24 protein-coding genes are annotated in these 24,120 nt (G+C 69.2%); 13 read left to right on the plus strand and 11 right to left on the minus strand.

Going from position 1 to position 24,120, the window contains the following annotated elements:
- Window positions 1–352: 352 nt before the first annotated feature.
- The gene (locus tag ACMX37_RS04735; protein ID WP_483147746.1) at window positions 353–3,619 is read left to right on the plus strand and encodes a TonB-dependent receptor domain-containing protein; all 3,267 of its coding nucleotides are present in this window, start codon (window positions 353–355) and stop codon (window positions 3,617–3,619) included.
- 12 nt (window positions 3,620–3,631) lie between these two features.
- Here the strand turns inward: ACMX37_RS04735 and ACMX37_RS04740 are convergent, their stop codons facing one another.
- Both ACMX37_RS04740 and ACMX37_RS04745 read right to left on the minus strand, forming a co-directional pair.
- Window positions 3,632–3,979, minus strand: a complete 348-nt coding sequence (locus tag ACMX37_RS04740; RefSeq protein ID WP_483147747.1) for an ArsR/SmtB family transcription factor — start codon at window positions 3,977–3,979, stop codon at window positions 3,632–3,634.
- Window positions 3,979–4,629 carry a peroxiredoxin gene (locus ACMX37_RS04745; protein WP_088914889.1) on the minus strand — a complete coding sequence of 217 codons (651 nt, stop codon included), beginning with the start codon at window positions 4,627–4,629 and terminating at the stop codon, window positions 3,979–3,981. Before ACMX37_RS04745 ends, ACMX37_RS04740 begins: the two co-directional genes overlap by 1 nt.
- A gap of 74 nt (window positions 4,630–4,703) precedes the next feature.
- Here ACMX37_RS04745 and ACMX37_RS04750 point away from each other — a divergent pair, with 74 nt between their 5' ends.
- The 9 genes from ACMX37_RS04750 (at window position 4,704) to ACMX37_RS04790 (ending at window position 11,536) form a co-directional block, all read left to right on the plus strand.
- Window positions 4,704–5,636, plus strand: coding sequence for an MBL fold metallo-hydrolase (locus ACMX37_RS04750; RefSeq protein WP_483147748.1), 933 nt, complete (start codon window positions 4,704–4,706; stop codon window positions 5,634–5,636).
- Complete coding sequence (locus ACMX37_RS04755; protein WP_483147749.1) at window positions 5,633–6,082, plus strand: YeeE/YedE family protein; 450 nt, start codon at window positions 5,633–5,635, stop codon at window positions 6,080–6,082. Before ACMX37_RS04750 ends, ACMX37_RS04755 begins: the two co-directional genes overlap by 4 nt.
- Window positions 6,079–6,501 (plus strand): DUF6691 family protein, encoded by a 423-nt coding sequence (locus tag ACMX37_RS04760; protein WP_483147750.1) that lies wholly within the window; start codon window positions 6,079–6,081, stop codon window positions 6,499–6,501. The genes ACMX37_RS04755 and ACMX37_RS04760 overlap by 4 nt, the downstream gene beginning before the upstream one ends.
- Complete coding sequence (locus tag ACMX37_RS04765; protein WP_483148362.1) at window positions 6,501–7,280, plus strand: sulfite exporter TauE/SafE family protein; 780 nt, start codon at window positions 6,501–6,503, stop codon at window positions 7,278–7,280. The genes ACMX37_RS04760 and ACMX37_RS04765 overlap by 1 nt, the downstream gene beginning before the upstream one ends.
- A gap of 94 nt (window positions 7,281–7,374) precedes the next feature.
- Window positions 7,375–8,826: a cytochrome ubiquinol oxidase subunit I gene (locus ACMX37_RS04770; protein ID WP_483147751.1), complete on the plus strand. Its 1,452-nt coding sequence runs from the start codon at window positions 7,375–7,377 to the stop codon at window positions 8,824–8,826.
- Window positions 8,826–9,821, plus strand: a complete 996-nt coding sequence (cydB, locus tag ACMX37_RS04775) for a cytochrome d ubiquinol oxidase subunit II (RefSeq protein WP_088914884.1) — start codon at window positions 8,826–8,828, stop codon at window positions 9,819–9,821. The genes ACMX37_RS04770 and cydB overlap by 1 nt, the downstream gene beginning before the upstream one ends.
- Window positions 9,821–9,955, plus strand: coding sequence for a DUF2474 domain-containing protein (locus tag ACMX37_RS04780; RefSeq protein WP_088914883.1), 135 nt, complete (start codon window positions 9,821–9,823; stop codon window positions 9,953–9,955). The genes cydB and ACMX37_RS04780 overlap by 1 nt, the downstream gene beginning before the upstream one ends.
- The gene (locus ACMX37_RS04785; protein ID WP_483147752.1) at window positions 9,952–10,299 is read left to right on the plus strand and encodes a thiol-disulfide oxidoreductase DCC family protein; all 348 of its coding nucleotides are present in this window, start codon (window positions 9,952–9,954) and stop codon (window positions 10,297–10,299) included. Before ACMX37_RS04780 ends, ACMX37_RS04785 begins: the two co-directional genes overlap by 4 nt.
- Window positions 10,300–10,369: 70 nt before the next feature.
- Window positions 10,370–11,536 carry an alpha-hydroxy-acid oxidizing protein gene (locus ACMX37_RS04790; RefSeq protein ID WP_483147753.1) on the plus strand — a complete coding sequence of 389 codons (1,167 nt, stop codon included), beginning with the start codon at window positions 10,370–10,372 and terminating at the stop codon, window positions 11,534–11,536.
- Between the two features lie 269 nt (window positions 11,537–11,805).
- Here the strand turns inward: ACMX37_RS04790 and ACMX37_RS04795 are convergent, their stop codons facing one another.
- The 8 genes from ACMX37_RS04795 to tsaD all read right to left on the minus strand — a co-directional run bounded on the left by ACMX37_RS04795 (window position 11,806) and on the right by tsaD (window position 20,091).
- Window positions 11,806–13,257, minus strand: a complete 1,452-nt coding sequence (locus ACMX37_RS04795; protein ID WP_483147754.1) for an NAD-dependent succinate-semialdehyde dehydrogenase — start codon at window positions 13,255–13,257, stop codon at window positions 11,806–11,808.
- 113 nt (window positions 13,258–13,370) lie between these two features.
- Complete coding sequence (locus tag ACMX37_RS04800) at window positions 13,371–14,381, minus strand: fumarylacetoacetate hydrolase family protein (RefSeq protein WP_483147755.1); 1,011 nt, start codon at window positions 14,379–14,381, stop codon at window positions 13,371–13,373.
- 117 nt (window positions 14,382–14,498) lie between these two features.
- Window positions 14,499–15,140, minus strand: a complete 642-nt coding sequence (gene maiA / locus ACMX37_RS04805; RefSeq protein ID WP_483148363.1) for a maleylacetoacetate isomerase — start codon at window positions 15,138–15,140, stop codon at window positions 14,499–14,501.
- Window positions 15,141–15,245: 105 nt separating this feature from the next.
- Entirely contained in the window at window positions 15,246–15,602 is a 357-nt protein-coding gene (locus ACMX37_RS04810) for a response regulator (protein ID WP_483147756.1), read from the minus strand.
- 74 nt (window positions 15,603–15,676) lie between these two features.
- Entirely contained in the window at window positions 15,677–16,279 is a 603-nt protein-coding gene (locus tag ACMX37_RS04815) for a hypothetical protein (protein WP_483147757.1), read from the minus strand.
- 94 nt (window positions 16,280–16,373) lie between these two features.
- Entirely contained in the window at window positions 16,374–17,903 is a 1,530-nt protein-coding gene (locus ACMX37_RS04820; RefSeq protein WP_483147758.1) for a lipopolysaccharide biosynthesis protein, read from the minus strand.
- Window positions 17,900–18,907, minus strand: a complete 1,008-nt coding sequence (locus tag ACMX37_RS04825) for an NAD(P)H-dependent glycerol-3-phosphate dehydrogenase (protein WP_483147759.1) — start codon at window positions 18,905–18,907, stop codon at window positions 17,900–17,902. Before ACMX37_RS04825 ends, ACMX37_RS04820 begins: the two co-directional genes overlap by 4 nt.
- A complete protein-coding gene (tsaD, locus tag ACMX37_RS04830) occupies window positions 18,904–20,091 on the minus strand; it encodes a tRNA (adenosine(37)-N6)-threonylcarbamoyltransferase complex transferase subunit TsaD (protein WP_483147760.1) in 1,188 nt (395 codons plus the stop codon). Before tsaD ends, ACMX37_RS04825 begins: the two co-directional genes overlap by 4 nt.
- Window positions 20,092–20,135: 44 nt before the next feature.
- Here tsaD and hemC point away from each other — a divergent pair, with 44 nt between their 5' ends.
- Genes hemC through ACMX37_RS04845 form a run of 3 tightly spaced genes read left to right on the plus strand, consistent with a single transcriptional unit; the run spans window position 20,136 to window position 22,752 of the window.
- The gene (hemC, locus tag ACMX37_RS04835) at window positions 20,136–21,077 is read left to right on the plus strand and encodes a hydroxymethylbilane synthase (protein ID WP_483147761.1); all 942 of its coding nucleotides are present in this window, start codon (window positions 20,136–20,138) and stop codon (window positions 21,075–21,077) included.
- Complete coding sequence (locus tag ACMX37_RS04840; RefSeq protein ID WP_483147762.1) at window positions 21,074–21,790, plus strand: uroporphyrinogen-III synthase; 717 nt, start codon at window positions 21,074–21,076, stop codon at window positions 21,788–21,790. Before hemC ends, ACMX37_RS04840 begins: the two co-directional genes overlap by 4 nt.
- Before the next feature lie 44 nt (window positions 21,791–21,834).
- Window positions 21,835–22,752 carry a hypothetical protein gene (locus tag ACMX37_RS04845; protein WP_483147763.1) on the plus strand — a complete coding sequence of 306 codons (918 nt, stop codon included), beginning with the start codon at window positions 21,835–21,837 and terminating at the stop codon, window positions 22,750–22,752.
- A 121-nt stretch (window positions 22,753–22,873) separates the two neighbouring features.
- Here ACMX37_RS04845 and ACMX37_RS04850 read toward each other — a convergent pair whose 3' ends face one another.
- Window positions 22,874–24,040 carry an FAD-dependent monooxygenase gene (locus ACMX37_RS04850; protein ID WP_483148364.1) on the minus strand — a complete coding sequence of 389 codons (1,167 nt, stop codon included), beginning with the start codon at window positions 24,038–24,040 and terminating at the stop codon, window positions 22,874–22,876.
- Window positions 24,041–24,120 lie beyond the last annotated feature (80 nt).

The following is a 24,120-nucleotide window of genomic DNA, read 5'->3' on the forward strand; positions in this document are numbered from 1 at the left end:
ACGAGTTAAATGCTCGAATAGAGGAACGTGAATAGCGTTCCCTAACAGTTATTTGCTGCCAGAATAACCTCACTTCATCACATAAGTGCAACATAAGTCAAATGGCGCATAGCGGAGCCTGTGCCCCACCTGCATCACTGTCTTCACAGTGTGGCAGAAGGGGATGCTGCGCACCTATCCGGGGAGCCTGGTGCGGATAATGACGCCAGCCCGCCGAAAGTCAGGGGAGGAACGACTAACCCAGCTTTTCGGGGGCAAGATAATGATCGTGTTGCGCAAGGTTTCCGTCCGTCCGGCTCTTCTCTCCACCACCCTTCTCTCAGGCCTCGCTCTCCTGCATCCTTCGGTCGCCTTGGCCCAGGCGGCGGAGGCCGCAGCCGCCAGCGAGGCGGCGGTGATGTTGGAAGAGTCCATGCTCGCCGCCGAGACCGCCGCGCCGGGCGATGCGATCGTGGTCACCGGATCGCGGCTCAAGCGCGATTCCAACCTCGATTCCCCCTCTCCCGTGGTTTCGCTCGACGCCCAGGAGCTGCGCGGCGAACAGGACGTGGTCGATGCCCTGCGCACCCTGCCGGCGCTTTCCGCCTCGGTCTCCTCGGCCCAGTCGATCGCGCCGGGCGAGCTCGGCTCGGGCGGGGCGGTGGGCGCGGCCACGCTCAACCTGCGCGGCCTCGGCGCGCAGCGCACGCTGGTGCTGGTCAACGGCCGCCGCCACGTCGCGGGCGTCGCGGAGACCTCGGTGGTCGACATCAACTCGATCCCGACCGCGCTGATCAAGAATGTCGAAGTGCTGACCGGCGGGGCCTCGGCGGTCTATGGCGCGGATGCCGTCACCGGGGTCGTCAACTTCGTGCTCGACCGCGAATTCGAAGGGATCGAGTTCGGCATGACCGGCGGCCTGTCGGACAGCGGGGACGGGCTCAACTTCGACGGCTTCGTCAAGCTCGGCAAGAACTTCGACGACGGGCGCGGCAACTTCACCATCGTGGGCGAATACAACCGCGACGACGGCCTGCGCTTCGGCGACCGCGCGGGCTTCCGCGACGGCAACATTTCGACCAACGGCCCGAACCCCGCCTTGCGCTTCCAGCGCGGCGAGCTGGGCGCGAACACGCCCAACTTCAGCAACTTCTTCAGCCTCGCACGCGGCCGCTACCCCTACGGCTTCGTGATCCCCACCCCCGGCACGGCGCGCTACAACCAGATCTTCCCGACCGGAGTCACGCCGACCGCGGCCGAACAGGCGCTGATCAACCGCGCGGTGGCGGCGCCGACCCGGGCGATCGGGCCGAAATACGGCTTCCAGATCACCTCGGCGGGCGGCGTCGTCATCCCCGCCGACTTCGCGGATCCCTTCTCCGACATCGACCGCGACGGCCGCAGCGACTGCACCGAGAGCTTCACCGGCTTCAACGGCCTGTTCGACTACAACGGCTTCGGCGCGCTGGGCGGCTGCTACATCGTCACCGAGAACGGCGTGAAGGTGCTCGAGGACGACGGCCTCATCGCCGGCAACTTCAACGCCTTCGGGGGCGAGGGCAACATCTTCGACAACAACGGCTTCCTGATCCCGCAGACCGACCGCTTCGGGATCAACGTGCTGACCGATTACGACATCTCCGATGGCCTCAACGTCTTCTTCGAGGGCAAGTATTTCCGGCAGGAAACCACCTTCGGCACCAACCAGAACTCGTTCTACGACCTGCTGACGATCGCGCCCGACAACCCCTTCATCCCGGCCGTGCTCCAGCCCATCGCGACCAATGCCGGCGGGCTGTTCGTCACCCGCGACCCGACCGACCTCGGACCCAACATCGACACCAACATCGCCGAGACCTGGCGCTTCGTCGGCGGGATCCAGGGCGATGTCACCGACGACATCACCTTCGAGCTTTCGGCCAACTGGGGCCGCTACGACCTGAAGGCGATCAACCGCAACAACGTGCTGCTCGACCGCTTCTTCGCCGCCATCGACGTGGTACGCGGGCCGAACGGCAACCCCGTCTGCCGCAGCGAGATCAACCCTGCCACCCGCTCGCCCTCGACCGTGTTCGGCATCCCCACCGGCGAGTTCGGCTATCTCACCTTCGTGCCGGGGCAGGGGCAGTGCAAGCCCGCCAACATCCTCGGCGGCATCCCCTCGATCAGCCCCGAGGCGGTGGACTTCATCACCACCACCACGATCAACACCTTCCGCACCGAGCTGTTCGAGCTGCACGGCCTCGTCTCGGGCGAGACCGGGATTCTCGGCCTGCCCTACGACACGATCCAGTTCGCGCTGGGTGCCGAATACCGCGAGGAGAAGAGCCGTTCGGTCTTCGACCCGCTGGTGCGCGGCATCCTGCCGGTCACCACCGTCGACGGCAAGGCGGGCGATTTCGTGGGCGATCTCGGCTTCTCGCAGACCTCGCTGGCGACGCCGTCCGACGAGCTCGCGCAGAATTCGGGCGGCGGCTACGACGTGGTCGAAATCTTCGGCGAAATCGGCACGACGCTGCTCGAGGGCGTGCCCGCCTTCGAGGAACTGCGGCTGGAACTGGCCGGGCGCTATTCGCACTACAGCACGGTCGGCAACGTCTTCACCTATGCGATCAACGGCTTCTGGTCGCCGATCGAGGACGTGCGCTTCCGCGGCACCTATTCGCGCGCGGTGCGGGCGCCGAACATCTCCGAGCTGTTCGCGCCCCCGCAGGCGGCCTTCTTCCGGCCCTTCGACCCCTGCGACCAGACCGAGATCGACCGGCTGCGCAACGAGGGCTTCGCCAACATCCAGAACCGCATCAACAACTGCCGCGCCGACGGCATTCCCGAAGGCTTCTCCGATCCGCTGAGCGCGCGCTTTGCGGGGACAATCTCGGGCAACCCGAACCTGCGCGAGGAAACCGCCGACACCTACACCGCGGGCGTGGTGCTGCAGCCGCGCTTCATCCCCGGCCTCGCGATCACGGCGGACTACTACCACATCAAGATCGACGATGCGATCAGCACCGTGGCGGCGCAGGACGTGGTCAACAACTGCTACGACAGCACCACCTTCCCCAACGACTTCTGCAACTCCTTCACCCGCAACCGCGACCGCAACTCGGCGCAGTTCCTCGGGTTCAACTCGCTGACCTTGCAGACCATCAACTTCGTCGGGATCGAGACCGCCGGGGTCGATGCCTCGATCGCCTACAACACGACCATCGGCGTGCACCGCCTCGGCCTCAACGCCTCGGGGTCGTGGGTCGACAAGCTCAACTTCTTCTTCGACCCGACCGATCTCACCCGGATCGATCCCGAGCTGACCGAGATCGGCCGCCCCGAGTGGTCGGGCCGTGCCACGGCCACCTACGGGATCGGCGAGTTCAATCTCAGCTACACGCTCAGCTATTTCGGAAAGATGGCGCTGCGCGGGGTCGAGATCGAGACGATCGACGCCCAGTTCGGCCCGGCCGGGATGGTGGGCGAGACCTGGACCCACGATCTGGCGGCGAGCTACACCTTCACCGATTACAATCTCGAGCTGTTCGGCGGGGTCAACAACCTCAGCGACGTGAAGCCCTTCGTGACCGAGCGCGCCTATCCGGTGAGCCCGATCGGGCGATCCTTCTTCCTCGGCTTCCGCTGGACGATGTGACGCGCGAGAGCCTCACGCGAGGCGGGCGAAGTTCGCCACCCCCGGTGCAGGCATGCGCTGGGCGAGCGGCTCGCCCGCCGGGAGGACCGCTCCGGGGACGAGCTGCGCCATCGCCGCGGTGACGCCCGCCAGCTCCTCGGCGGCGAGCGCGTAGAACACGAGCTTGGCTTCCTTGCGCGTGGCGACCAGCCCCGCCTTGCGCAGCACCCCCAATTGCTGCGAGAGGCCCGGCTGGCCAATGCCGGTCGCCTGCTCGATGTCCCCGACATTGCGCTCGCCCGCCGCCAGCGCGGTCAGGATGCGCCAGCGCAGCGGGTGGGCGAGCGCCTTCAGGGCCTCGATCAACGCGTCCTCGGCCATCAGCGCGGCTCCTCGGCATCGCGCAGGAACCACGCGGTGGCCTCCTCGGCGTCGAACACCGCATCGAGATCGTGGGAGGGCGATTGCAGCAGCGGTTCGCCCGGCTGCCAGTTGGCCGGCGCCAGCGCGCCCCTTGCGTCGATCGCCTGGAGCCCGTCGAGGATGCGCAGCATCTCGGGGACCGAGCGGCCGAGATTGGCCGGATAACAGGTCATCGCCCGGATCACGCCGCGCGGGTCGATGAAGAAGGTGGTGCGCACCGCGGCGCTGTCGCTGTCCTGCGCCGAGACCATCCCGAAGGCGCGGCCGATCACCAGCGTCGGATCCTCGATGATGGGAAAGCGCACCTCGACGCCGAAGCGGTCGCGGATCATCCGCAGCCAGGCGAAATGGGCGAAGAGGCTGTCGACCGAGAGCGCCATCAGCCCGCAGCCGCGCGCCTCGAAGGCAGCGGCCTCGCGGGCGAGGGCGACGAATTCGGTGGTGCACACGGGGGTGAAGTCCGCCGGGTGCGAGAACAGCACCAGCCAGCGCCCGCGATGTGCGGACAGCTTGACCGGGCCGAGCGTGCTGCGCGCCTCGAAGTCGGGGGCCATGTCGCCGATCCTGAGGCCGGCGCAGGGAGGCAGGGCGGTGTCCTTGGCGTTCATCGGTCCTGCATATCACTTGACAGCGGGATTGCAACACATATACACGATTTATGAAAATGAATTGGAGGGATGACATGCCCACTGACGATCCCGTGCTGCAAGCCGCCGCCGCGCAAGTTCTGCGTGCCGCCGAAGACGCCGCGCTCCGCCCTGAAATCGCCGGCTTCTTCGATCCGGCCACCTTCACCGTCACCTACGTCGTCCACGATCCGGCGACGCGCGAGGCGGCGGTCGTGGACTCGGTTCTGGACTTTGATCCGAGCTCGGGCCGCACCGCGACTCTATCTGCTGACAGGGTGATCGACTATGTCACTTCGCATAATCTGAAAGTGACATGGCTGCTGGAGACCCATGCCCATGCCGACCACTTCTCGGCCGCGCCCTATCTGCAAGAGCGGCTCGGCGGGAAGATCGCCATCGGCGCCGACATCACCGCGGTCCAGCAGGTGTTCGGCAAGCTGTTCAACGCGGGCACCGAATTCGCGCGTGACGGCTCGCAGTTCGATGCCCTGTTCAAGGACGGCGATACCTTCACCATCGGCAACCTGCCGGTCACCGTCATGCACGTCCCCGGCCACACCCCGGCCTGCATCGCCTATGTCGTCGGCGACGCCGTCTTCGTGGGCGACACCATGTTCATGCCCGACTACGGCACCGCGCGCGCCGACTTCCCCGGAGGCGATGCGCGCACCCTGTTCCGCTCGCTGCGCCGCATCCTCGCGCTTCCGCCCTCGACGCGCCTGTTCATGTGCCACGACTACCTGCCCAAGGGCCGCACGACCTATGTCTGGGAAACCACCGTCGCCGCCGAGCGCGCGGGCAATATCCACGCGCATGACGGCATCACCGAGGACGAATTCGTGATCATGCGCGAGGCGCGCGACGCGACGCTCGACATGCCGCGCCTGATCCTGCCGAGCGTGCAGGTCAACATGCGCGCCGGCCACCTGCCGCCGGCGGAGGAGAACGGGGTGGTCTACCTCAAGCTCCCGGTCAACGCGGTATGATGCTGCCGGGCTTTCCCGATGCCGCACCCCTGCCGGGGCTGATCGGCGGGGTGCTGATCGGCCTTGCCGCTGCGCTGATGCTGCTGGGGGCGGGGCGGATTGCCGGCGTCTCGGGCATTGCCGCGCGCGCCTTCGGCATCGCCGAGAGTTCGCTGCCGCGCGCCGGGGCGTGGGCCTTCCTGCTCGGCCTGCCGCTCGGTGCGCTGATCGTCACCGCGCTGACCGCCGCGCCCGCGCCAGCCTTCGCCTCGCCCATGACGCTGGCGATCGCCGGACTGATCGTCGGCATCGGCACGCGGCTCGGTTCCGGCTGCACCAGCGGGCACGGGGTGTGCGGGATGAGCCGGCTGTCGCAGCGCTCGCTGGTCGCCACGGCCACCTTCATGATCACCGGCTTCGCCACGGTGGCGGCGATGAACGCGCTCGGGCTGGAGGTGCTGCCGTGATCCGCGCAGGCCTGGTCCCGCTGGCGGCGGGCACGATCTTCGGCGCGGGGCTCACCATCGGCGGCATGACCGATCCGGCGCGGGTGCGCGGCTTCCTCGACCTGTTCGGGGCTTGGGACCCGACGCTCGCCTTCGTCATGGGCGGGGCGGTGCTGGTGATGGCGCTGGCCTGGATGCTCCAGCGCCGGATGCTGCGCCCCTTCTTCGCCGAAGGTTTCGCGCTGCCCGACCGCAACGACCTCACCCCCCGCCTCGTCGGCGGATCGGCGCTCTTCGGGGTGGGCTGGGGCATCGCCGGCCTGTGCCCCGGGCCGGGCTTCGCCGCGCTGGCGATCGCGCCCAAAGAGGCGGCGACTTTCGTGGCAGCGATGCTCGCGGGCATGGTGCTGGTGCGCCTGATCGAGGGGCGGGCGGGGTGATCGACACGCTCCATCTGGCGCTCGGCACCCTGTCGGGGGTGCTGGTCGGCTTCGCGCTGGGGCTGGTCGGCGGGGGCGGGTCGATCCTCGCGGTGCCGCTGATGGTCTATCTCGTCGGGGTCCAGAACCCCCATGTCGCGATCGGCACCAGCGCGCTCGCGGTCGCCGCCAACGCCGCGACCGGCCTTGCCCAGCACGCCCGTGCGGGCAACGTGCGCTGGCGCTGCGGGCTGGTCTATGCCGGTTTCGGCGTGCTGGGGGCGCTCGGCGGATCGACGCTGGGCAAGAGCGTCGACGGGCAGAAGCTGCTGTTCCTCTTCGCGCTGCTGATGCTGGCGGTGGGCGCGCTGATGCTGCGCAGCCGCAAGGCGAGCGGCACGCCCGGCGTCAGGCTGAACCGCGAGAACGCGCCGCGCCTTATCGCCTTCGGGCTCGGGACGGGCGCCTTCAGCGGCTTTTTCGGGATTGGCGGCGGCTTCCTGATCGTCCCGGGCCTGATCGCCTCGACCGACATGCTGATGCTGAACGCGGTCGGCACCAGCCTCGTGGCGGTGACCGCCTTCGGGCTCGCCACGGCAGGCAATTACGCGGTCTCGGGCCTCGTCGACTGGCTGCTCGCCGGCGTGTTCATCGCCGGCGGGGTCGCGGGCGGGCTGGCGGGCACGCGCCTGTCGCAGCGGCTTTCGGACGGCGGACAGCTCAAGACCGTGTTCGCGCTGCTGATCTTTGCCGTGGCCTTCTACATGCTCTGGCGCAGCGCCCTTGCGCTCTGGACGTGACGCGCGCGGCCCCTGCAACCCTTTCCGCGTCCGACCGTATATCAGGTGCAGCCATTGCAATTGATCGCTGCCGCCAGAGGATTAGCTGCCGATCATGCTTGAGAACCTCGACGCCCTGTTGCTCGCGCGGATCCAGTTCGCCTTCACGGTGAGCTTCCACTTCTTCTTCCCGGCCTTCTCGATCGGGCTGGCGAGCTATCTCGCGGTGCTGGAAGGGCTGTGGCTCAAGACCGGCAAGAGCGTCTATCTCGACCTCTTCAAGTACTGGCTGAAGATCTTCGCCATCGCCTTTGCGATGGGCGTCGTCTCGGGCATCGTCATGTCCTACCAGTTCGGCACCAACTGGTCTGTGTTCTCCGACGTGGCCGGGCCGGTGATCGGGCCGCTGATGGCCTACGAGGTGCTGACCGCCTTCTTCCTCGAGGCGGGCTTTCTGGGCGTCATGCTGTTCGGGATGAACAAGGTGGGCAGGAAGCTGCACTTTGCCGCCACGCTGATGGTGGCGCTGGGCACCTTCGTCTCGGCCTTCTGGATCCTCAGCGTGAACAGCTGGATGCAGACGCCGACCGGCTACATCCTCGGCGACAACGGGCAATATCTGCCGGGCGAGAGCTGGACCGCGATCATCTTCAACCCGAGTTTTCCCTATCGCCTCGTCCACACGGTGATGGCGGCTTACCTGACGACCGCCTTCGTGGTCGGCGCGGTGGGGGCGTGGCACCTGCTCAAGGACAAGGCCAATCCCCATGCGCGCACGATGTTTTCGATGGCGATGTGGATGGCCGCGATTGTCACCCCGGCGCAGATCGTCGCTGGCGACATGCACGGCCTCAACACGCTCGAGCACCAGCCCGCCAAGGTCATGGCGATGGAGGGGCACTACCAGAGCCACCCCGAAGGCGCGCCGCTGATCCTGTTCGGCATCCCCGACAGCGAGGCGAAGACGGTGCGCTACGCGATCGAGATCCCCAAGGCCTCGTCCTTCATCCTCAAGCATGACTGGAACGCGCCGCTCGCCGGGCTCGACACGATCCCCGATGACGAGGAGCCGCCGGTGCCGATCGTCTTCTGGAGCTTCCGCATCATGGTGGGCATCGGCTTCGCCATGCTCGGGATCGGGCTGTGGAGCCTTTGGGGGCGCGTTCGCGGCACTCTCTACGACCTCCCCTGGCTCCACCGCGCCGCGGTCCTGATGGGGCCCTCGGGCTTTGCGGCCGTGCTTGCCGGATGGATCACCACCGAGGTCGGGCGCCAGCCTTTCGTGATCTATGGCCTCCTGCGCACCGCCGATGCCGCAAGCCCGCTCGATGCACCCGCGGTCGCGGCCTCGCTGCTCGCCTTCATCCTCGTCTATTTCACCGTCTTCGGCATCGGCGTGTGGTACATCCTCAAGCTGATGGGCAAGGCCCCGCACCCGGGCGAATACGGCGTCAAGCGCGGCGATGTCGGCCCGATCCGCACCGCGGGCATCACCCCGGGCCCGACCCAGAACCCGGGCGGGGAGGAAACCCTGCCCTCCGCCAGCCCCGAAAAGGAGCCGGTGTGATGGACCTCACCGTCATCTGGGCCTTCATCATCGCCTTCGCGGTCTTCGCCTATGTGGTGATGGACGGCTTCGACCTCGGCATCGGCATCCTCTTCCCGACCTTCGCCGCCGGGCGCGAGCGGGACCGGGCGATGAACTCGATCGCGCCGGTGTGGGACGGGAACGAGACCTGGCTGGTGCTGGGCGGGGGCGGGCTCTTCGCCGCCTTCCCGCTCGCCTATGCCGTGATCCTGCCCGCGACCTATCCGCTGATCATCGCGATGCTGCTCGGCCTCGTGTTCCGCGGGGTGGCCTTCGAATACCGCTGGCGCGATCCGGGGCACCAGCGGTTCTGGGACATGGCCTTCACCGGCGGCTCGCTGGTCGCGGCGCTGGCGCAGGGCATGACGCTGGGCGCGTTGTTGCAGGGTATCGAGGTGGTCGACAGGTCGTATGCGGGTAGTTGGTGGGACTGGCTCACGCCGTACACGCTTCTGACCGGCCTCGGCACCGTGGCGGGCTATGCGCTGCTCGGGAGCACCTGGCTGATCTGGAAGCTCGACGGCGCCGAGCAGGATCACGCCCGCAAGCTCGCCATATGGGCGGGCGGTGCGACGATCGTGCTGATGGGGGCGGTGAGCCTCTACAACATCGCGCTCAACGAGGAATATGCCGCCCACTGGCTCGCCGCGCCGCAGATATACTGGGTCGCGCCGGTGCCGATCGTCACGGCCGTGGTGTCGCTCTCGCTGCTCCACGGCATCCTCAACGCGCGCAATTCCAAGCCCTTCTGGCTCTCGATCGCGCTGTTCTTCCTCGGGATGAGCGGGCTGGGAGTCACCATCTGGCCCTATGTCGTGCCCCCCGGCCTCACCATCTGGGACGCCGCCGCGCCGGAGCGGAGCCAGATCTTCATGCTGGTGGGGGTCGCCATCACCATGCCGCTGATCATCGCCTACACGGCGTGGGCCTACTGGGTGTTCCGCGGCAAGGTGGCGGATGAGGGGTATCACTGATGCTTGCGCCTCCCGAGAGGGAGCCCGAAGGCCCGCTGTGGAAGCGCCTGCTGTGGATGGCGGGCATCTGGGCGGCCAGCGTCGCGGTGCTGGGCGCGGTGGCTTACATCATCCGCCTGTGGATCGCGCCGTGAGCCGGGTGAAGGTCTGGTACGACGGTGCCTGCCCGCTGTGCCTGCGTGAGATCGGGCTGATGCGGCGATTGGACAGGCGCGGCCGCATCATCTTCGTCGATGTGGCGCAAGGGGCCGATCCCTCGTGCCCCATCGACCGGGCGGCGCTGCTCGCGCGGTTCCATGCCGAGGAGGACGGCGTGATCCACTCCGGCGCGGCGGCCTTCGCGGCGATGTGGCGCGCCATTCCGCTGCTGCGCCCGCTGGGGCTGGCGGCGCGCTCGCCCGCGGTGCTGCGGGTGCTCGAGGCTGCCTATCTCCGCTTCCTCAGGGTCCGGCCCCGGCTCCAGCGCCTGCTCGCCTGAAAAACCGCTTGCCCGATCGGGGCCGATCGTCTGAATTCCCGCCCGAGAAAGACGGGAGAGACCACACGCCATGACCTATTTCGGCGCGATGCAGAACGAGATCTACAATGCCGGGCTGAAGGGCATCCTGCCCACCTGGCCGGTCGATTTCGCCACACTGGAGAAGCGCGCGCACGAGGCCTTGGGGCCGATGCTCACCAATTATGTCGCGGGCGGCTGCGGCGACGAGCACACGCAGGACCAGAACGCGAAGGCTTTCCACCACTGGGGCATGGTGCCGCGCATGATGGTCGACTGCTCGACCCGCGATCTTTCCATCGAGCTGTTCGGCCACCGCTACCCGACGCCCCTGTTCATGGCCCCCATCGGCCTCAACGGCGAGGCTTCGCAGGACCGCCACGGCGACATGGCCGCCGCGCGCGCCTCGGCGATGACGGGGGTGCCGTTCTGCGCCTCGACCCTCGCGAACGATCCGCTCGAGGACGTGAAGGCCGCCTGCGGCGACACGCCCGCCTGGTTCCAGCTCTACACGCCCAAGAACAGGGAACTGGCGGAAAGCCTGATCCGCCGCGCCGAGGAGGCCGGCTATTCCGCGCTGGTGGTGACGCTCGACACCTGGGTGACCGGCTGGCGCCCGCGCGATCTCAACGCGTCGAACTTCCCGCAGCTGCGCGGCAAGGTGCTCCAGAACTACTTCTGCGATCCGGTGTTCCGCTCCCTGCTCGCGCGGCCGCCCGAGGAGGACCCGGCGGCGGCGATCTTCACCTGGGCGGCGACCTTCGGGCAGGTGCTGACCTGGGACGACATGGCGTGGTTCAAGTCGGTGACGAAGCTCCCCATCGTCCTCAAGGGCATCTGCCACCCCGATGACGCGCGCCGCGCGGTCGATTCCGGGGCGGATGCGATCTACTGCTCGAACCACGGCGGGCGGCAGGCGAACGGCGGGATCGCGACCATCGACCTGCTCGGCGATGTGGTCGCGGCTGCGGGCGACACCCCGGTCCTGTTCGACAGCGGCGTGCGCTCCGGCACCGACGCGGTGAAGGCGCTGGCGCTCGGGGCGCGGGCGGTCGGGGTGGGGCGGCCCTACACCTACGGACTCGCGCTTGGCGGGGCCGAGGGCGCGGCCTGGGTGTTAAGATCGATCCTCGCCGAGGCCGATCTCCTGATGGCCGTTAATGGTTATCCGACCCTTGCGGATGTGCGCGCAGCGGGCGTCCGGCGAACCGACCCATGAATCGGGCAATGCAAGAGCGTTAACCACATTCGGTCTGTGTTTTCCACAGGCTTGCTGGTAAATTGTGCTCATAACAACCGCCGAATCGGGGACGCGATCGATGGCAAGACCGACCATCTGGTCCAGTGGGCCAGATCCCATGCGCCGTACTGTTTGTATCCAGGACGAAAATTCGCGCCGCGCGCGCTACGGGCGTATTCAGCCCATGAAACGGCGCTCGTCGATCCTGGCGCGCATCGCCAGCCTCATCGGCTGAAGCGGGCAGCCGGTCAGCCGCCAGCCTTGGCCAGCATCACCAGCTTGGTGTCGGTGAAGGCGAGATAGCCTTCCTCGCCCCCCTCCGATCCGAACCCGCTGTCGCCCACCCCGCCGAAGGGGGTTTCGGGCGACGAGACGATCAGCTGGTTGATCCCCACCATCCCCGCGCGCAAGGCCCGGCCGAGTTCGTGCGCCTCGTCGAGATCGGCGGAAAAGGCATAGGCGGCAAGGCCATAGCGCAGCGAATTGGCGATCCGCACGGCATCGGCGATGTCGTCGAAGGGGACGATCCCGGCGACCGGGCCGAAGGGCTCCTCGAGCATGAAGCGGCTGTCGGGTGCCGGATTGGCGATCACCGTGGGCTGGAAGAAGAAGCCCTGCCCGGCGATGGCAGAGCCGCCGGTCACCACCTCGCCGCGGTTGCCGCCGGCGTCGGCGACCACCTGCTCCATCGCCGCCACGCGCCGGGCGTGGGCGAGGGGGCCCATGTCGACGCTGTCGTCGGCACCGGGATCGCCGACCTTGATCCTCGCGGTGCGGGCGGCGAATTCGGCGACGAATTCGTCGTAGACCTCCTTCGCCACCAGGAACCGCGTGGGCGAGACGCAGACCTGTCCGGCATTGCGGAACTTGGTCGTCGCGCACATTGCCACGGCCCGCGCGAGATCGGCATTCTTGCTCACGATGACAGGGGCATGGCCGCCGAGCTCGGGGGCGAAGCGCTTCATGTGGGTGGCCGCCAGAGCGCCGAGCTGCTTGCCGACCGCGGTCGATCCGGTGAAGCTCACCTTGCGGGTCACGGGCGAGGCGATGAGGTGCTCGGCGATCGGGCCGGGGTCGCCGTGGACGAGGTTGAGCACGCCTTCGGGCACCCCGGCATCGACGAAGCACTCGACCAGCATCTGCGCCGCGCCGGGCGTGTTCTCCGCGGGCTTGAGGATCGCGGTGCAGCCTGCCGCCAGCGCGCCGGCGATCTTCTTGGCGGGGAGGTTGATCGGGAAGTTCCACGGCGTGAGCAGCACCGCCGGGCCGATCGGCTCGTGCGTCACGATCTGCGCGATCAGTTGGGATCCCCGCGCGGGGATCAGCCGGCCGCCGCGTCGCTTGGCTTCTTCACCAAGAAAATCAATGACGTCGGCCGAGCCGATGATCTCGCCCACGGCCTGCGCCTTGGGCTTTCCCATCTCGGCGGTGATGACCCGGGCGATCTCGTCCGCCCGCGCGCGCAGCAGGTCGGCGGCGCGGCGCAGGATCGCGTGACGCTCGGCGCCGGGCGTGCGGCTCCAGTCGGGGAAGGCATCGCCCGCCGCCTTCAGCGCGGCGTCGAGCTGGGCGGTCGAGGCCTTGGGGCACTGGCCGATCACTGCACCCGTAGAGGGGTTGACCACCTCCATCGAGCCGGCCTCGCCCTCGGCGATCCACTGGCCGGCGATGAACATCCTGAGGGCGGGGTAGGTGGTCATGGTGCGTTCTCTCGTGCTGGATAGGGGATTATTTCGGGCGCATCACGCCCGCGGGACGGTGCTGCAACGACATGGCGACGACCGCGCAACGACCGCGCGACGACAGCGGCACGTCATACCGCGACGACGTGCTGTTCGATCGCGCCGAAGATCGAGTGGTTCGCCGCATCGCGCATCTCGATCCGCACCGTGTCGCCAGCCTGCATGAACGGGGTCGAGGGCTGGCCGTCACGGATCGTTTCGATCATGCGGATCTCGGCGATGCAGGAATAGCCCGCGCCGCCCTCTGCCACCGGCTGGCCGGGGCCGCCATCGACGCCCTTGTTCGAGATCGTGCCGGTGCCGATGATCGTCCCGGCGCACAGATTGCGGGTCTTGGCGGCGTGGGCGACCAGTTGGGCGAGGTTGAAGGTCGCGTCGACCCCGGCGTTTGCCCGGCCGAAGGGCTTGCCGTTGAGGTCGACCATCAGCGGCAGGTGGATGAGCGCGTCCTTCCACGCATCGCCCAGTTCGTCGGGCGTCACCGCGACCGGCGAGAAGGCGCTGGCGGGCTTGGACTGGAAGAAGCCGAAGCCCTTCTCCAGCTCCGGCGGGATCAGACCGCGCAGGGAAACATCGTTGACCAGCATCAGCAGGCGGATGTGGCCCGCCGCTTCCTTGGGCGTGCAGCCCATCGGCACGTCGCCGGTGATGCAGGCGATCTCGCCCTCCATGTCGCAGCCCCACGCGGGGTCGCCCAGGGGAATGTCCTGCCGCGGGCGCAGGAAGGCGTCCGAGCCGCCCTGATACATCAGCGGGTCGGTGTAGAAGCTCTCGGGCACCTTGGCGCCCCTCGCCTGACGCACCAGCTCCACGTGGTTAATGTAGGCGCTGCCGTCCGCCCATTGATAGGCACGCGGCAGGGGCGAGTGGGCCTGTCGTTCGTGGAACCGCTCGCAGGGCACCGTCTCGTGCTCGACATCGCGGGCCAGCACCTCGAGCTCGGGTGCGACCCGATCCCAGTTGTCGAGCGCATATTGCAGCGTGGGCGCGATGTAACCGGCGGCGCAGCAGCGGGTGAGGTCTTTCGACACCACCACCAGCCTGCCGTCGCGCGTGCCGTTGTCGAGGGTTGCGAGTTTCATCGTCTCTCTTCCTAAGCTTCCGTTCGTGCTGAGCTTGTCGAAGCACTGTTTTTCTTCTGTCCCGCATCCTTCAGGAAAGGACGGCCCTTCGACAAGCTCAGGGCGAACGGGTTTGGTTCATTGCGCCGGCGCATCGACCTGCATATCGGGGTGCGCCGCGGCGAAGGCGGGCAGGGCGAGGCAGGCGGCCTCGATGCGGGTGAGGTGCGGGCTCGCCGACAGGTCGTAGGCAAAGCGCCGCGCATTGTAGAGCTGGGGCACGAGCACGATCTCGAACAGGCCGGGGGCATCGCCGTGGAGGAAATCCCCGGTGCCCAGCATCGCCAGCCGCGCCTCGACCGGATCGAGCGTGCGCTTCAGCCAGGTGCGGTACCAGACGTCGATCTCGTCCTGCGTGTGGCCGAGCGGGTCCTTGAGGTATTTCAGCACCGGCAGGTTGTTCACCGCGTGGATCTCGGTGGCGATGGCATAGGCCAGTTCGCGCACGGTATAGCGGTCCTCGATGTCGCGGGGCAGGAAGGGGGCTTGCGGATAGGCCTCGTCGAGCCATTCGAGCAGCGCCATCGACTGCGCCCGGTCGCGCCCGTCGGCCTCGAGCATCGGCAGCGAGCCGAAGGGATTGCGGCTGGTGAAGCCCTGATCCTTGTTCTCGGCGGTGACGAGATTGACCGGCACGTTCTCGAAGGCGAGGCCCTTGAGATTGAGGGCGATGCGCAGGCGGTAGGAGGTCGAGCTGCGGAAATAGCCGTAGAGTCTCATCGTGCTCATGGGCCTGCCATCGCAGGGTTGAGGCGGGGGGGCAAGGGCGGGCTTGAGAACTTCGTCGGGTCGCGCCGGGGCGGCTGGCAGACCGTTCCGGCTAGCTCAGGCCGGCGCCAGCGCGCGGCTCACCGTGTCGAGCAGCTTGGCCGGCGGGCAGGGCTTGGCGAGCGTGGTTGCGCGCGGGAACCGGGCGGCCAGCTCGCCCGCCTCGTCCGGGTCGGAATGGATGATCACCGGCACGTTCTCGTCGATCAGCTTCTGCGCCAGTTCGTAGGTCAGCCCGTCGGCCAGCTCGACATCGAGCAGCACCACGTCGGGCCTTTCCTTCTGGCAGGCGAGCATGGCCGAGCAGATCCCGGCGTGCGGGCCTTCCACCTCGTAGCCTGCTTCCTCGAAGGTGTCGCACAGGTCGAAGGCGGTCACGAACTCGTCTTCGGCCACCAGGATGCGCACGGCCATCGGTCCTCTCCCGCGTCAAACGAATCCCAATCGGGGGAATGTATCACGGTTTGGACGTCAAGCTTGCGGGAATATTATCCATTCCTGCCGAATTGTTCTGCAAAGGTGCTTTCGTCGCCCGCAGCGAGCAGCCGGGCCTGTTCCACCCATTGGTCGCGGGTGATCCGTCCGCTGAAGCGCCCCATTTTCGCGTCGATCCGCTCGACCTCCTCGGGCGTCCAGGCGGCGATCTGGGCGAAGGTGGTGATGCCGAATTCGCCGAGCAGCGCGGCGATCTTGGGGCCGAGGCCCTTGATCCGGGTAAGGTCGTCGCCCGCGCCGGGCGTAGCAGCGGGGGCGGGGGCGGGTTCCGGCTCGGGTGCGGGGGCCGGGGCAATCTCGGGGCCGGCTTCCGCGTCGGTGCCGAGCGGCGCGGCGGCGGTCGGCTGGGCGTTGGCGGCGGCCGAGAGCGGGCCCTGGATGATGTCGACGGCGCGCGGCGCATCGATCAGCGCCTGGTTGCGCGGGGCAGGCGCGGCGCCCTCGGCGAGCACGTCGCGGGCGATGCCGGGGGCGCCGTCCTCCTCGACCACCCGCGCCTTGCGCCCGCCGCGCGCGATCAGCCAGATGACGAACACCAGCACGGCGAGGCCGATCAGGATCAGCGGCAGATAGGAGGCGATGTCGGCGGAGATCATGTTCGTGGCTTTCCGGATGGTCTGCGTGAGTCGCGCGCTTTAGCAGGCTCGTGGGGCCGCGCCCAAGCGCGAGGTTGGTTTTCGGGGCGCGGCGCTAGGCGAGGTCGGTCTCGGGATCGGGCACCACCTGCTTGCGGAACAGCGCCTTGTCCGCCTCGCCGAAGCCGCGCCGCCAGATCACGAGCGCGTAGGTGCCGAGGATCGCGGGGACACCGACCAGCAGCTCGACCCATTCGGGCGCCCAGGTGAAGGCGTATCCCACCACCACGGCAGGCGCGGCGGCATAGACCAGCGCCCAGCGCCAGTTGGAGACGGGGGCCTTGAGCAGGTGCTTGAGCAGCAGCGCCTTGACGAGGCTCGAGGTGGCAAGCGCGACCAGCAGCGCGCCCGCGGCGCTCGCGGCCTCGTAGCCCTTGCCGAGGCCATAGGCATCCGCCGCCTTGATCAGTGCGATGGTGAGCGTCGCCTGGAGCGCGATGATCGCGACCGAGATGGCGAGGTTGCGCTTCCTGGCGATGTAGACCAGCACGCTCTCCGAGACGACCGCCATCGAGGCCGCGACCTCGGCGGCGAGCAGGAAGGCGAGCGCGCCGGTGCCCGCGACGTAATCCGGCCCCCACAGCCCCATCACCGCCTCGCCCGGCACGCCCAGCACCAGCGCGATGCCGAGCTGGACGGCGATGATCCAGAACCCCACCTGCCGCACCTGCGCGGCGATGGCCTCCATGTTGCCGATGCGCAGGTTCTTGGTGATGACCGGCGAGAGGATCGGCTCGAAGCTGGTCTTGAGCTTCTGCGGCAGCGAGGCGATCTGCTGCGCGGCGTAGTAGATCCCCACCGCCTGCGGCGGTGCGAAGAGGCCGAGGATGAAGATGTCGAGCAGCCGCGTGCCCCGCTCGATCGCGTCGGCGCCGACGATCGGGAAGGCGCGGGCCGACATGGCGAGCATCGCGCGGCCCTGCGGCTGCCACCCCCGCGGCAGGCCGTAGCTGCGCAGGAAGGGCCACAGCGCGGTCAGGAGCCCGGCATAGATCGAGGCGATGAACGCCAGCGCCAGCCCCGCCTCGCGCGTCGCGGGGATGAAGAAGAACACCCCCGCCCCGATCGAGATGGTCCACGGCTCCACCACCGCCCGCGCTCGCACCGTGGTGGCGATGTCGAAGCGGTAGGCCTGAGCCGCGAGCAGGATCTCGGTGATGGCGAAGGCGGGGATGGTGGCGACCAGCCAGATGTCCCACTCGCTGTTCATCCCGTTGGGGAACATCGGTTCGGGGAACACCAGCAACACGCCCGCCGCCACGGCGGAATAGGCGAGCGCGAGCAGCAGGCCGTCATAGACGAGGTTGGTCTCCGCCGCCCGGTTCTCGCCCGCCCCTTCCGACAGGCGCTGGGCGAGGCCGCGCTTCTCGCCGAGCGAGCAGAGCAGGGCGACGATCTCGATCAGCACCAGCGCCGAGGCGAAGCGCCCGAGCGCCTCGGCCCCGTAGAGGCGGGTGGCGATGACGAGGAAGGGGATGCGCGCGATCAGGCGGATGACGAAGCCCAGCGTGTTCGTCCGCCCGCCCTTGGCGAGCTGCGCGAGATCGTCGCCGTCCCCCGGCGCGGCGGTGCTGCCCGTGGTCACGCGCCGAGGTCTCCGGCATCGCTTTCGAGCTCGGCACGCAAGGGGCGGGCGAGCAGCGCGGCGACCACCGCGCGCGCCCCGGCGCCCTTGAGGATCGCGTCCACCGCATCGACGATCGGCATGGCGATCCCGCGCGCGGCGGCGAGGTCGGCGAGGACGGGGGCCGTGAAGGCGCCCTCGGCCACGGTGCGGCGGTCGGCCATCAGGTCGGCGGCGCGCGCGCCTTCGCCCAGCGCCTTGCCGAGGCTGAAATTGCGGCTCGAGGTGGAGGAGCAGGTGAGCACCAGATCGCCGAGGCCGCACAGACCCGCCAACGTCTCGGCCTGCGCGCCCAAGGCCTCGCCAAAGCGCAGCATTTCGACATAGCCGCGCGAGATGATCGCGGCGCGGGCGTTCTGGCCCAGCGCAAGGCCCTCCACCACCCCGCAGGCGATGGCGAGCACGTTCTTGACCGCCCCGCCGATCTCCGCGCCGGTCACGTCGTCGGAATAGTAGGGACGGAAGGCGGGCCGCGCGATCGCGGGCGCGAGGCGTTCCCACTGCGCGCGCCCGCCGCTGCACGCCAGCGTCACCGCGGTCGGAAGGCCCGCGGCAACCTCGTGCGCGAAGGTCGGGCCGGAGAGCACCGCCACCGCGCTGGCGGGCGCGGCCTCGCGCGCGACGTCGTTCATCAACCGTCCGGTGCCCGCCTCGATCCCCTTGGAGCACAGCACCAGATCGCGCGGGGCTCCGGAAAGGCCCGAGAGCACCTTGCCCAGCACCTGCGCGGGCGTCACCACCAGCACCGTGCCGATCCCGGCCAGCTGGCCGAGGTCGCCGGTCGCGCGGATGGTCGGCGCGAGGGTGGCGGAGGGCAGGTAGAGCGGGTTGCGGCGTTCGGCGTTGATCGCCTGCACCACCTCGGGCTCGTAGGCCCAGAGCACCACCTCGCGCCCGTCGCTCGCCAGCATCTGCGCGAGCGCCGTGCCCCACGCGCCTGCGCCGATGACGCCGACCGGAATCACGCCTTGACCCCCGCGCCGCGCACCGCCTCGGCCGCCGGATCGAGCGGCCAGCGCGGGCGGGCGACGAAATCGAGCGGGTCGCCGGCGAAGCCCTCACCCTCGAGCGCCAACCTTTCGCACCCGGCCCAGGCGATCATCGCGGCATTGTCGGTGCAAAGCGCGAGCGGCGGCGCGGTGAAGCGCATCGCGTGCCGCGCGGCCAGAGCCTCGAGCGCCGCGCGCACCGTCCGGTTGGCCGCAACGCCCCCCGCGACGACCAGCGCGGGGAAGGGCCCGGCGCTGTCCAGCGCGCGTTCGAGCCGGTCGATCAGGCATTCGACCGCCGCCTGCTGGAAGCTCGCGGCAATATCGGCGTCGGAATAGGAACCACCACCCGTTCGCCCTGAGCTTGTCGAAGGGCCGTCCTTCTCTTCGACGTGGGGACGAGCCTCAAGAAAGGGCAGGGCTTCGACAGGCTCAGCCCGAACGGGTTGCTGTTGTCGTTCCTTGGCCCGCAGCACCGCGCTCTTCAGCCCCGCGAAGGAGAAATGCGGCTCGCTCGAACCCTTGAGCGGGCGGGGCAGGGGCACGGCCTTCGGATCGCCCTCCAGCGCCAGCCGCTCGACCGCCGGGCCGCCGGGATAGCCGAGGCCGAGAATCTTCGCGGTCTTGTCGAAAGCCTCGCCCAGCGCGTCGTCGATGGTGGTGGCAAGGCGGCGATACTGGCCGACGCCCTCGACGGCGAGGATCTGGCAATGCCCGCCCGACACCAGCAGCAGCAGGTAGGGGAAGGCGAGCCCTGCGTCCGCGAGGCGCGGCGAGAGCGCGTGGCCTTCGAGGTGGTTGACCGCCAGCAGCGGCTTGCCCGACGCCATCGCGAGGGCCTTGGCGCTCACCAGTCCGACCATCACCCCGCCGATCAGCCCGGGGCCGGCGGTGGCGGCAATGGCGTCGACATCGTCGAGCGCCACGCCCGCCTCGTCCATCACCTTCGCCAGCATCGGGGCGAGCCGCTCGGCATGGGCGCGCGCGGCGATCTCGGGCACCACGCCGCCATAGGGCGCATGTTCGGCCTCCTGGCTGGCGATCGCCTGCGACACGATCGTGCCGTCGCCGCGCACCAGCGCGACCGCGGTCTCGTCGCAGCTCGATTCGATCCCCAGCACCAGGGGTGCCTTGTCAGAGGTGTGCGTTCGCGATCCCATCCGGCTTCCATCTAGTCTTTGTGAACGCTAGGGCAAGGCTAGCCATGACCCAAGCATCCCGAGCAGCCCCGAGACTCCGCCTCGGCACCCGCAACTCCCCCCTCGCGATGGCCCAGGCCCACGAGACCCGCGCAAGGCTGTGCGCCGCCCACGGCTGGGCCGAGGAGGAGGTCGAACTCGTCCCCGTGCTGGCGAGCGGCGACAAGGTGCTCGACCGGCCCTTGTCGGAGATCGGCGGCAAGGCGCTGTGGACCAAGGAGCTCGATCAATGGCTCGGCGAAGGGCGCATCGACCTGTCGGTGCACTCGGCCAAGGATGTCGAGACGATCCGCCCGCTGCAGTTCCACTTCCCCGCCTTCCTGCCGCGCGCCGACCGGCGCGATTGCCTCGTCGGCGCCGCGAGCATCGCCGCGATCCCGCTAGGGGCGGTGGTCGGCACCAGCGCGCCGCGGCGGGCGGCGCAGCTTCTGAACCTCAGGCCCGATTGCACGGTCGTCACCTTCCGCGGCAATGTCGCCACGCGGCTGAAGAAACTGGCCGAGGGCGAGGCCGACGTGACCTTCCTCGCCGCTGCCGGGCTCGAACGGCTCGACCAGTCCGAGGTTGGCGCGCCGCTCGGCTCCGACGAGTGGATTCCTGCCGCGGCCCAGGGCGTGATCGCGATCGAATGCCGCGCCGATGATGCCGCGACCACCGCGCTCCTTGCCGCCATCGACCACGCGCCCACCCGCGCCGAACTCGAGGCCGAGCGCGCGCTGCTCGCCGAGCTGGGGGGCACCTGCCATTCGCCGGTCGCGGTGCTTTGCGAGCTGTCGCAGGGCACGTTGACGATGCGCGCCGCGCTGTTCTCGCCCGACGGGGCCGAGCGGATCGAGGGGTCCGCCCGCTTCGCTCCGGGCGATCATGCCCCGGTGCGCGCGCTCGCCGCCGACCTGCTCGCGCGCGCGACGCCGGGCATCGCGCCGCATTTCAGGGCGGCAGGGTGAGCTTCCGGCTTCTCGCGCTCAGGCCCGAACCGGGGCTGTCCGCGACGCTCGACAGGGCCCGGGCGAGGGGGCTGGCGATCACCGGCCATGCGCTTTCGGACATCCGCCCGGTCGCATGGGACTGCCCCGATCCGGCAGGGATCGACGGCCTGCTGATCGGCAGCGCCAACGCCATCCTCCACGGCGGCGAGAACCTCGCCCGGCTCGCGGGCAAGCCCGTTTTCGCCGTGGGCGAGGCGACCGCCGCCGCCGCGGGCGCGGCCGGGTTCGCCGTCGCCATGACGGGGAGCGGGGGCTTGCAGGGGGTGCTCGACGCGATCCCCTCGCCCTGCCACCTGCTGCGCATCGCGGGCGAGGAACACGTGCCGCTCACCCCGCCCGCCGGCGTCACTTTCGCCGAGGTGATCGCCTATCGCTCGGTGCCGCTGCCGCTCGATCCCGTCGCCGCGCTGCTTGCCTCTGGCGAGGCGCTGGTGCTGCTCCATTCCGCCGCCACCGCACGCCACTTCGCCGCCGAGTGCGACCGGCTCGGCCTGCCGCGCGCCGCCGTCACCCTTGCCGCGCTGGGCCAGCGCATCGCAGACGCTGCGGGCGGGGGATGGGCGGGCGTTCATGTCGCCGCGCGTCCCGACGAGAGCACTTTCCTGCAATTGGCATTTGACTTGTGCGAAGAGGCACGCTCCATTCCGGGCTCCCCGCACCGGGAGCCGTAAGCGCGGCACCGGGGACAGGACAGGGTCGCAAAGAACGGATCAGGATGGCATCGCAACCCGGACCATCGACGCAAGCTAGCCTGCGCAGGCCGAGTTCGGCGCGCACGCTCATGCTCGCCGCCGCGCTCGCCTTCATCGCGGGCGGCGCGCTGGTGGGCTGGGTGGTGTGGTACAACCTCGCCGGCGAGCGCGCCGCCGCCCCGCGCGCCGACGTGGTGGCCGAGGCCGGCGCCGATCCCGCCGCGCCGACGCCCGCGCTCACCGCCTCGCCCACCCCGCTCGCCGATGCCCGCAAGGCCGAACAGGCGGTCGAACGGGTGGCCGAGCAGCAGGGCGGACTCGACCAGCGCCTCGCCGCGGCCGAACAGCGCCTCACGCAGCTCGATCTCCAGGCCCAGGCCGCCGCGGGCAATGCCGCGCGCGCGGAGAGCCTTCTGATCGCCTTCGCCACCCGCCGCGCGGTCGAGCGCGGGGCGGAGCTCGGCTACCTTGCCGACCAGCTGCGCCTGCGCTTCGGCGACCAGTGGCCCAACGCCGTCGGCACGATCATCGAGTTCTCGCGCAAGCCGATCCGGCTCGACAGCCTCGTCGCCCGGCTCGAGGGCCTCTCGCCGCAGCTGCGCGAGAGCAGCGAGGGCCCCTCGTGGGGCGCCTTCAAGCGCGAATTGAAGCAGCTCTTCGTGTTCCGCCGCGAGAGCACCCCGTCGCCCCAGCCCGAACGCCGGATGGAGCGCGCGCGCTGGGCGCTCGAACAGGGGCGCTACCAGGCGGCGATCGACGAGGTGCGGGGGATGCCGGGCGCGGCCAAGGCCGAAGGCTGGATTGCGGACGCGGAACGCTACAAGAAGGCGATGGACGCGCTCGAGGTGATCGAGACCGCCGCCGTGCTCGACCAGCGCGGCCTGCGCGACGGGGCGGGCAATCCGGTGCGGCAATTGAGCCCGCTGGTGGTGGGAAAGTAGGGGGACCCGTTCCCGTTCGTCCTGAGCTTGTCGAAGGACTGTATTTCTTCTGCTTAAACTTCATGCCGCCAAGTGAAGAACGGCCCTTCGACAGGCTCAGGGCGAACGGAGAAGGGGATAGCTACCCCCGCAGCAGTTCCGGCAGGTCGCCCGCGACCCCGCGCGCCTCGTCCATGAAGAACTGCTTGAGCAGCGGCGTGCGCTGCACCGCCGCCATGCCGAGGCGGCGCACCGCGCTTGCCGCGTTGCCGGGGACGCCGAACAGGCGGGTGAGGCCGTCAGTCGCGAGCGCGACCATGAAGCTGTCGAGCCCGCGCCAGTTCTCGTAACGCTTGAGGATCTCCGGATCGCCCGGATCGAGGCCCAGCCGCGCGCCGTCCGCCAGCACCTCGACCAGCGCGCCGACATCGCGCAGGCCGAGGTTGAGGCCCTGTCCCGCAATCGGGTGGATGCCGTGGGCGGAATCGCCGATCAGGGCGAGCCGCTCGGCGGTGATCTTGGCCGTGTGGTGGAAGCCGAGCGGGTAGCTCGACCGCTGCCCCACCGAGAGCACCTTGCCCAGCACCCCGCCCATGCGTTTCTCGACCTCGGCGAGGAAGGCCCGGTCGCCCAGCTTGGTGACGCCCGCCGCATCGCTCTCCGACACGGTCCACACCAGCGAGCAGCGGTGGGTGCCGTCTGCGTCGTCGTTGAGCGGCAGCAGCGCGAAAGGCCCGGCGGGGTAGAAGATTTCCCACGCGACGTTCCCGTGCGGCTTTTCGTGGGTGAGGCCGCAGATGATCGCGCGGTGCTTGTAGTCCCACTTGGCGATGGTGATCCCCGCCGCGTCGCGGGTCGGGGACTGGCGGCCCTCGGCGGCGACCATCAGGCGGCCGCGGAACTTGCGCCCGTCGGCGGTCACCGCCGCGACGCCGTATTCGCTGCGCTGGCGCTCGGTGACGGTGGCCTTGGAGGTCCACTGGATCAGCGGCTCCTTCGCCGCGGCCTCGAACAGCGCGAGGCGCAGGCGGCGGTTGGGGAACATCCGCCCCAATGTGCCGTCACCCTCGCCGGGGACGAAGTCGAGCCGCCCGGGCTTCTGCTGGTCGGTCACGGCGATGCTGGCGATGTCGCATGCGAATTCCTCCAGCCCCTCGGCGATGCCGATGTTCTCGAACAGGTGCCAGCTCGCGGTCGAGATCGCGGTGGCGCGGTCGTCGAAGCCCTCGGCGGTCAGCTCGGCCGGGTCAGCGCGGTCGATCACGTGGCTCGAGAGGCCCTTCTTGGCCGCCGCCAGCGCGAGGGTCATGCCCACGAGGCCGCCGCCGAGGATGACGAGATCGCGGGGTTTGTCTGAAGTCGCTGTCACCTTGGCCGCTCCGATTGCGA

Source organism: Porphyrobacter sp. THAI-01a (assembly GCF_056868655.1).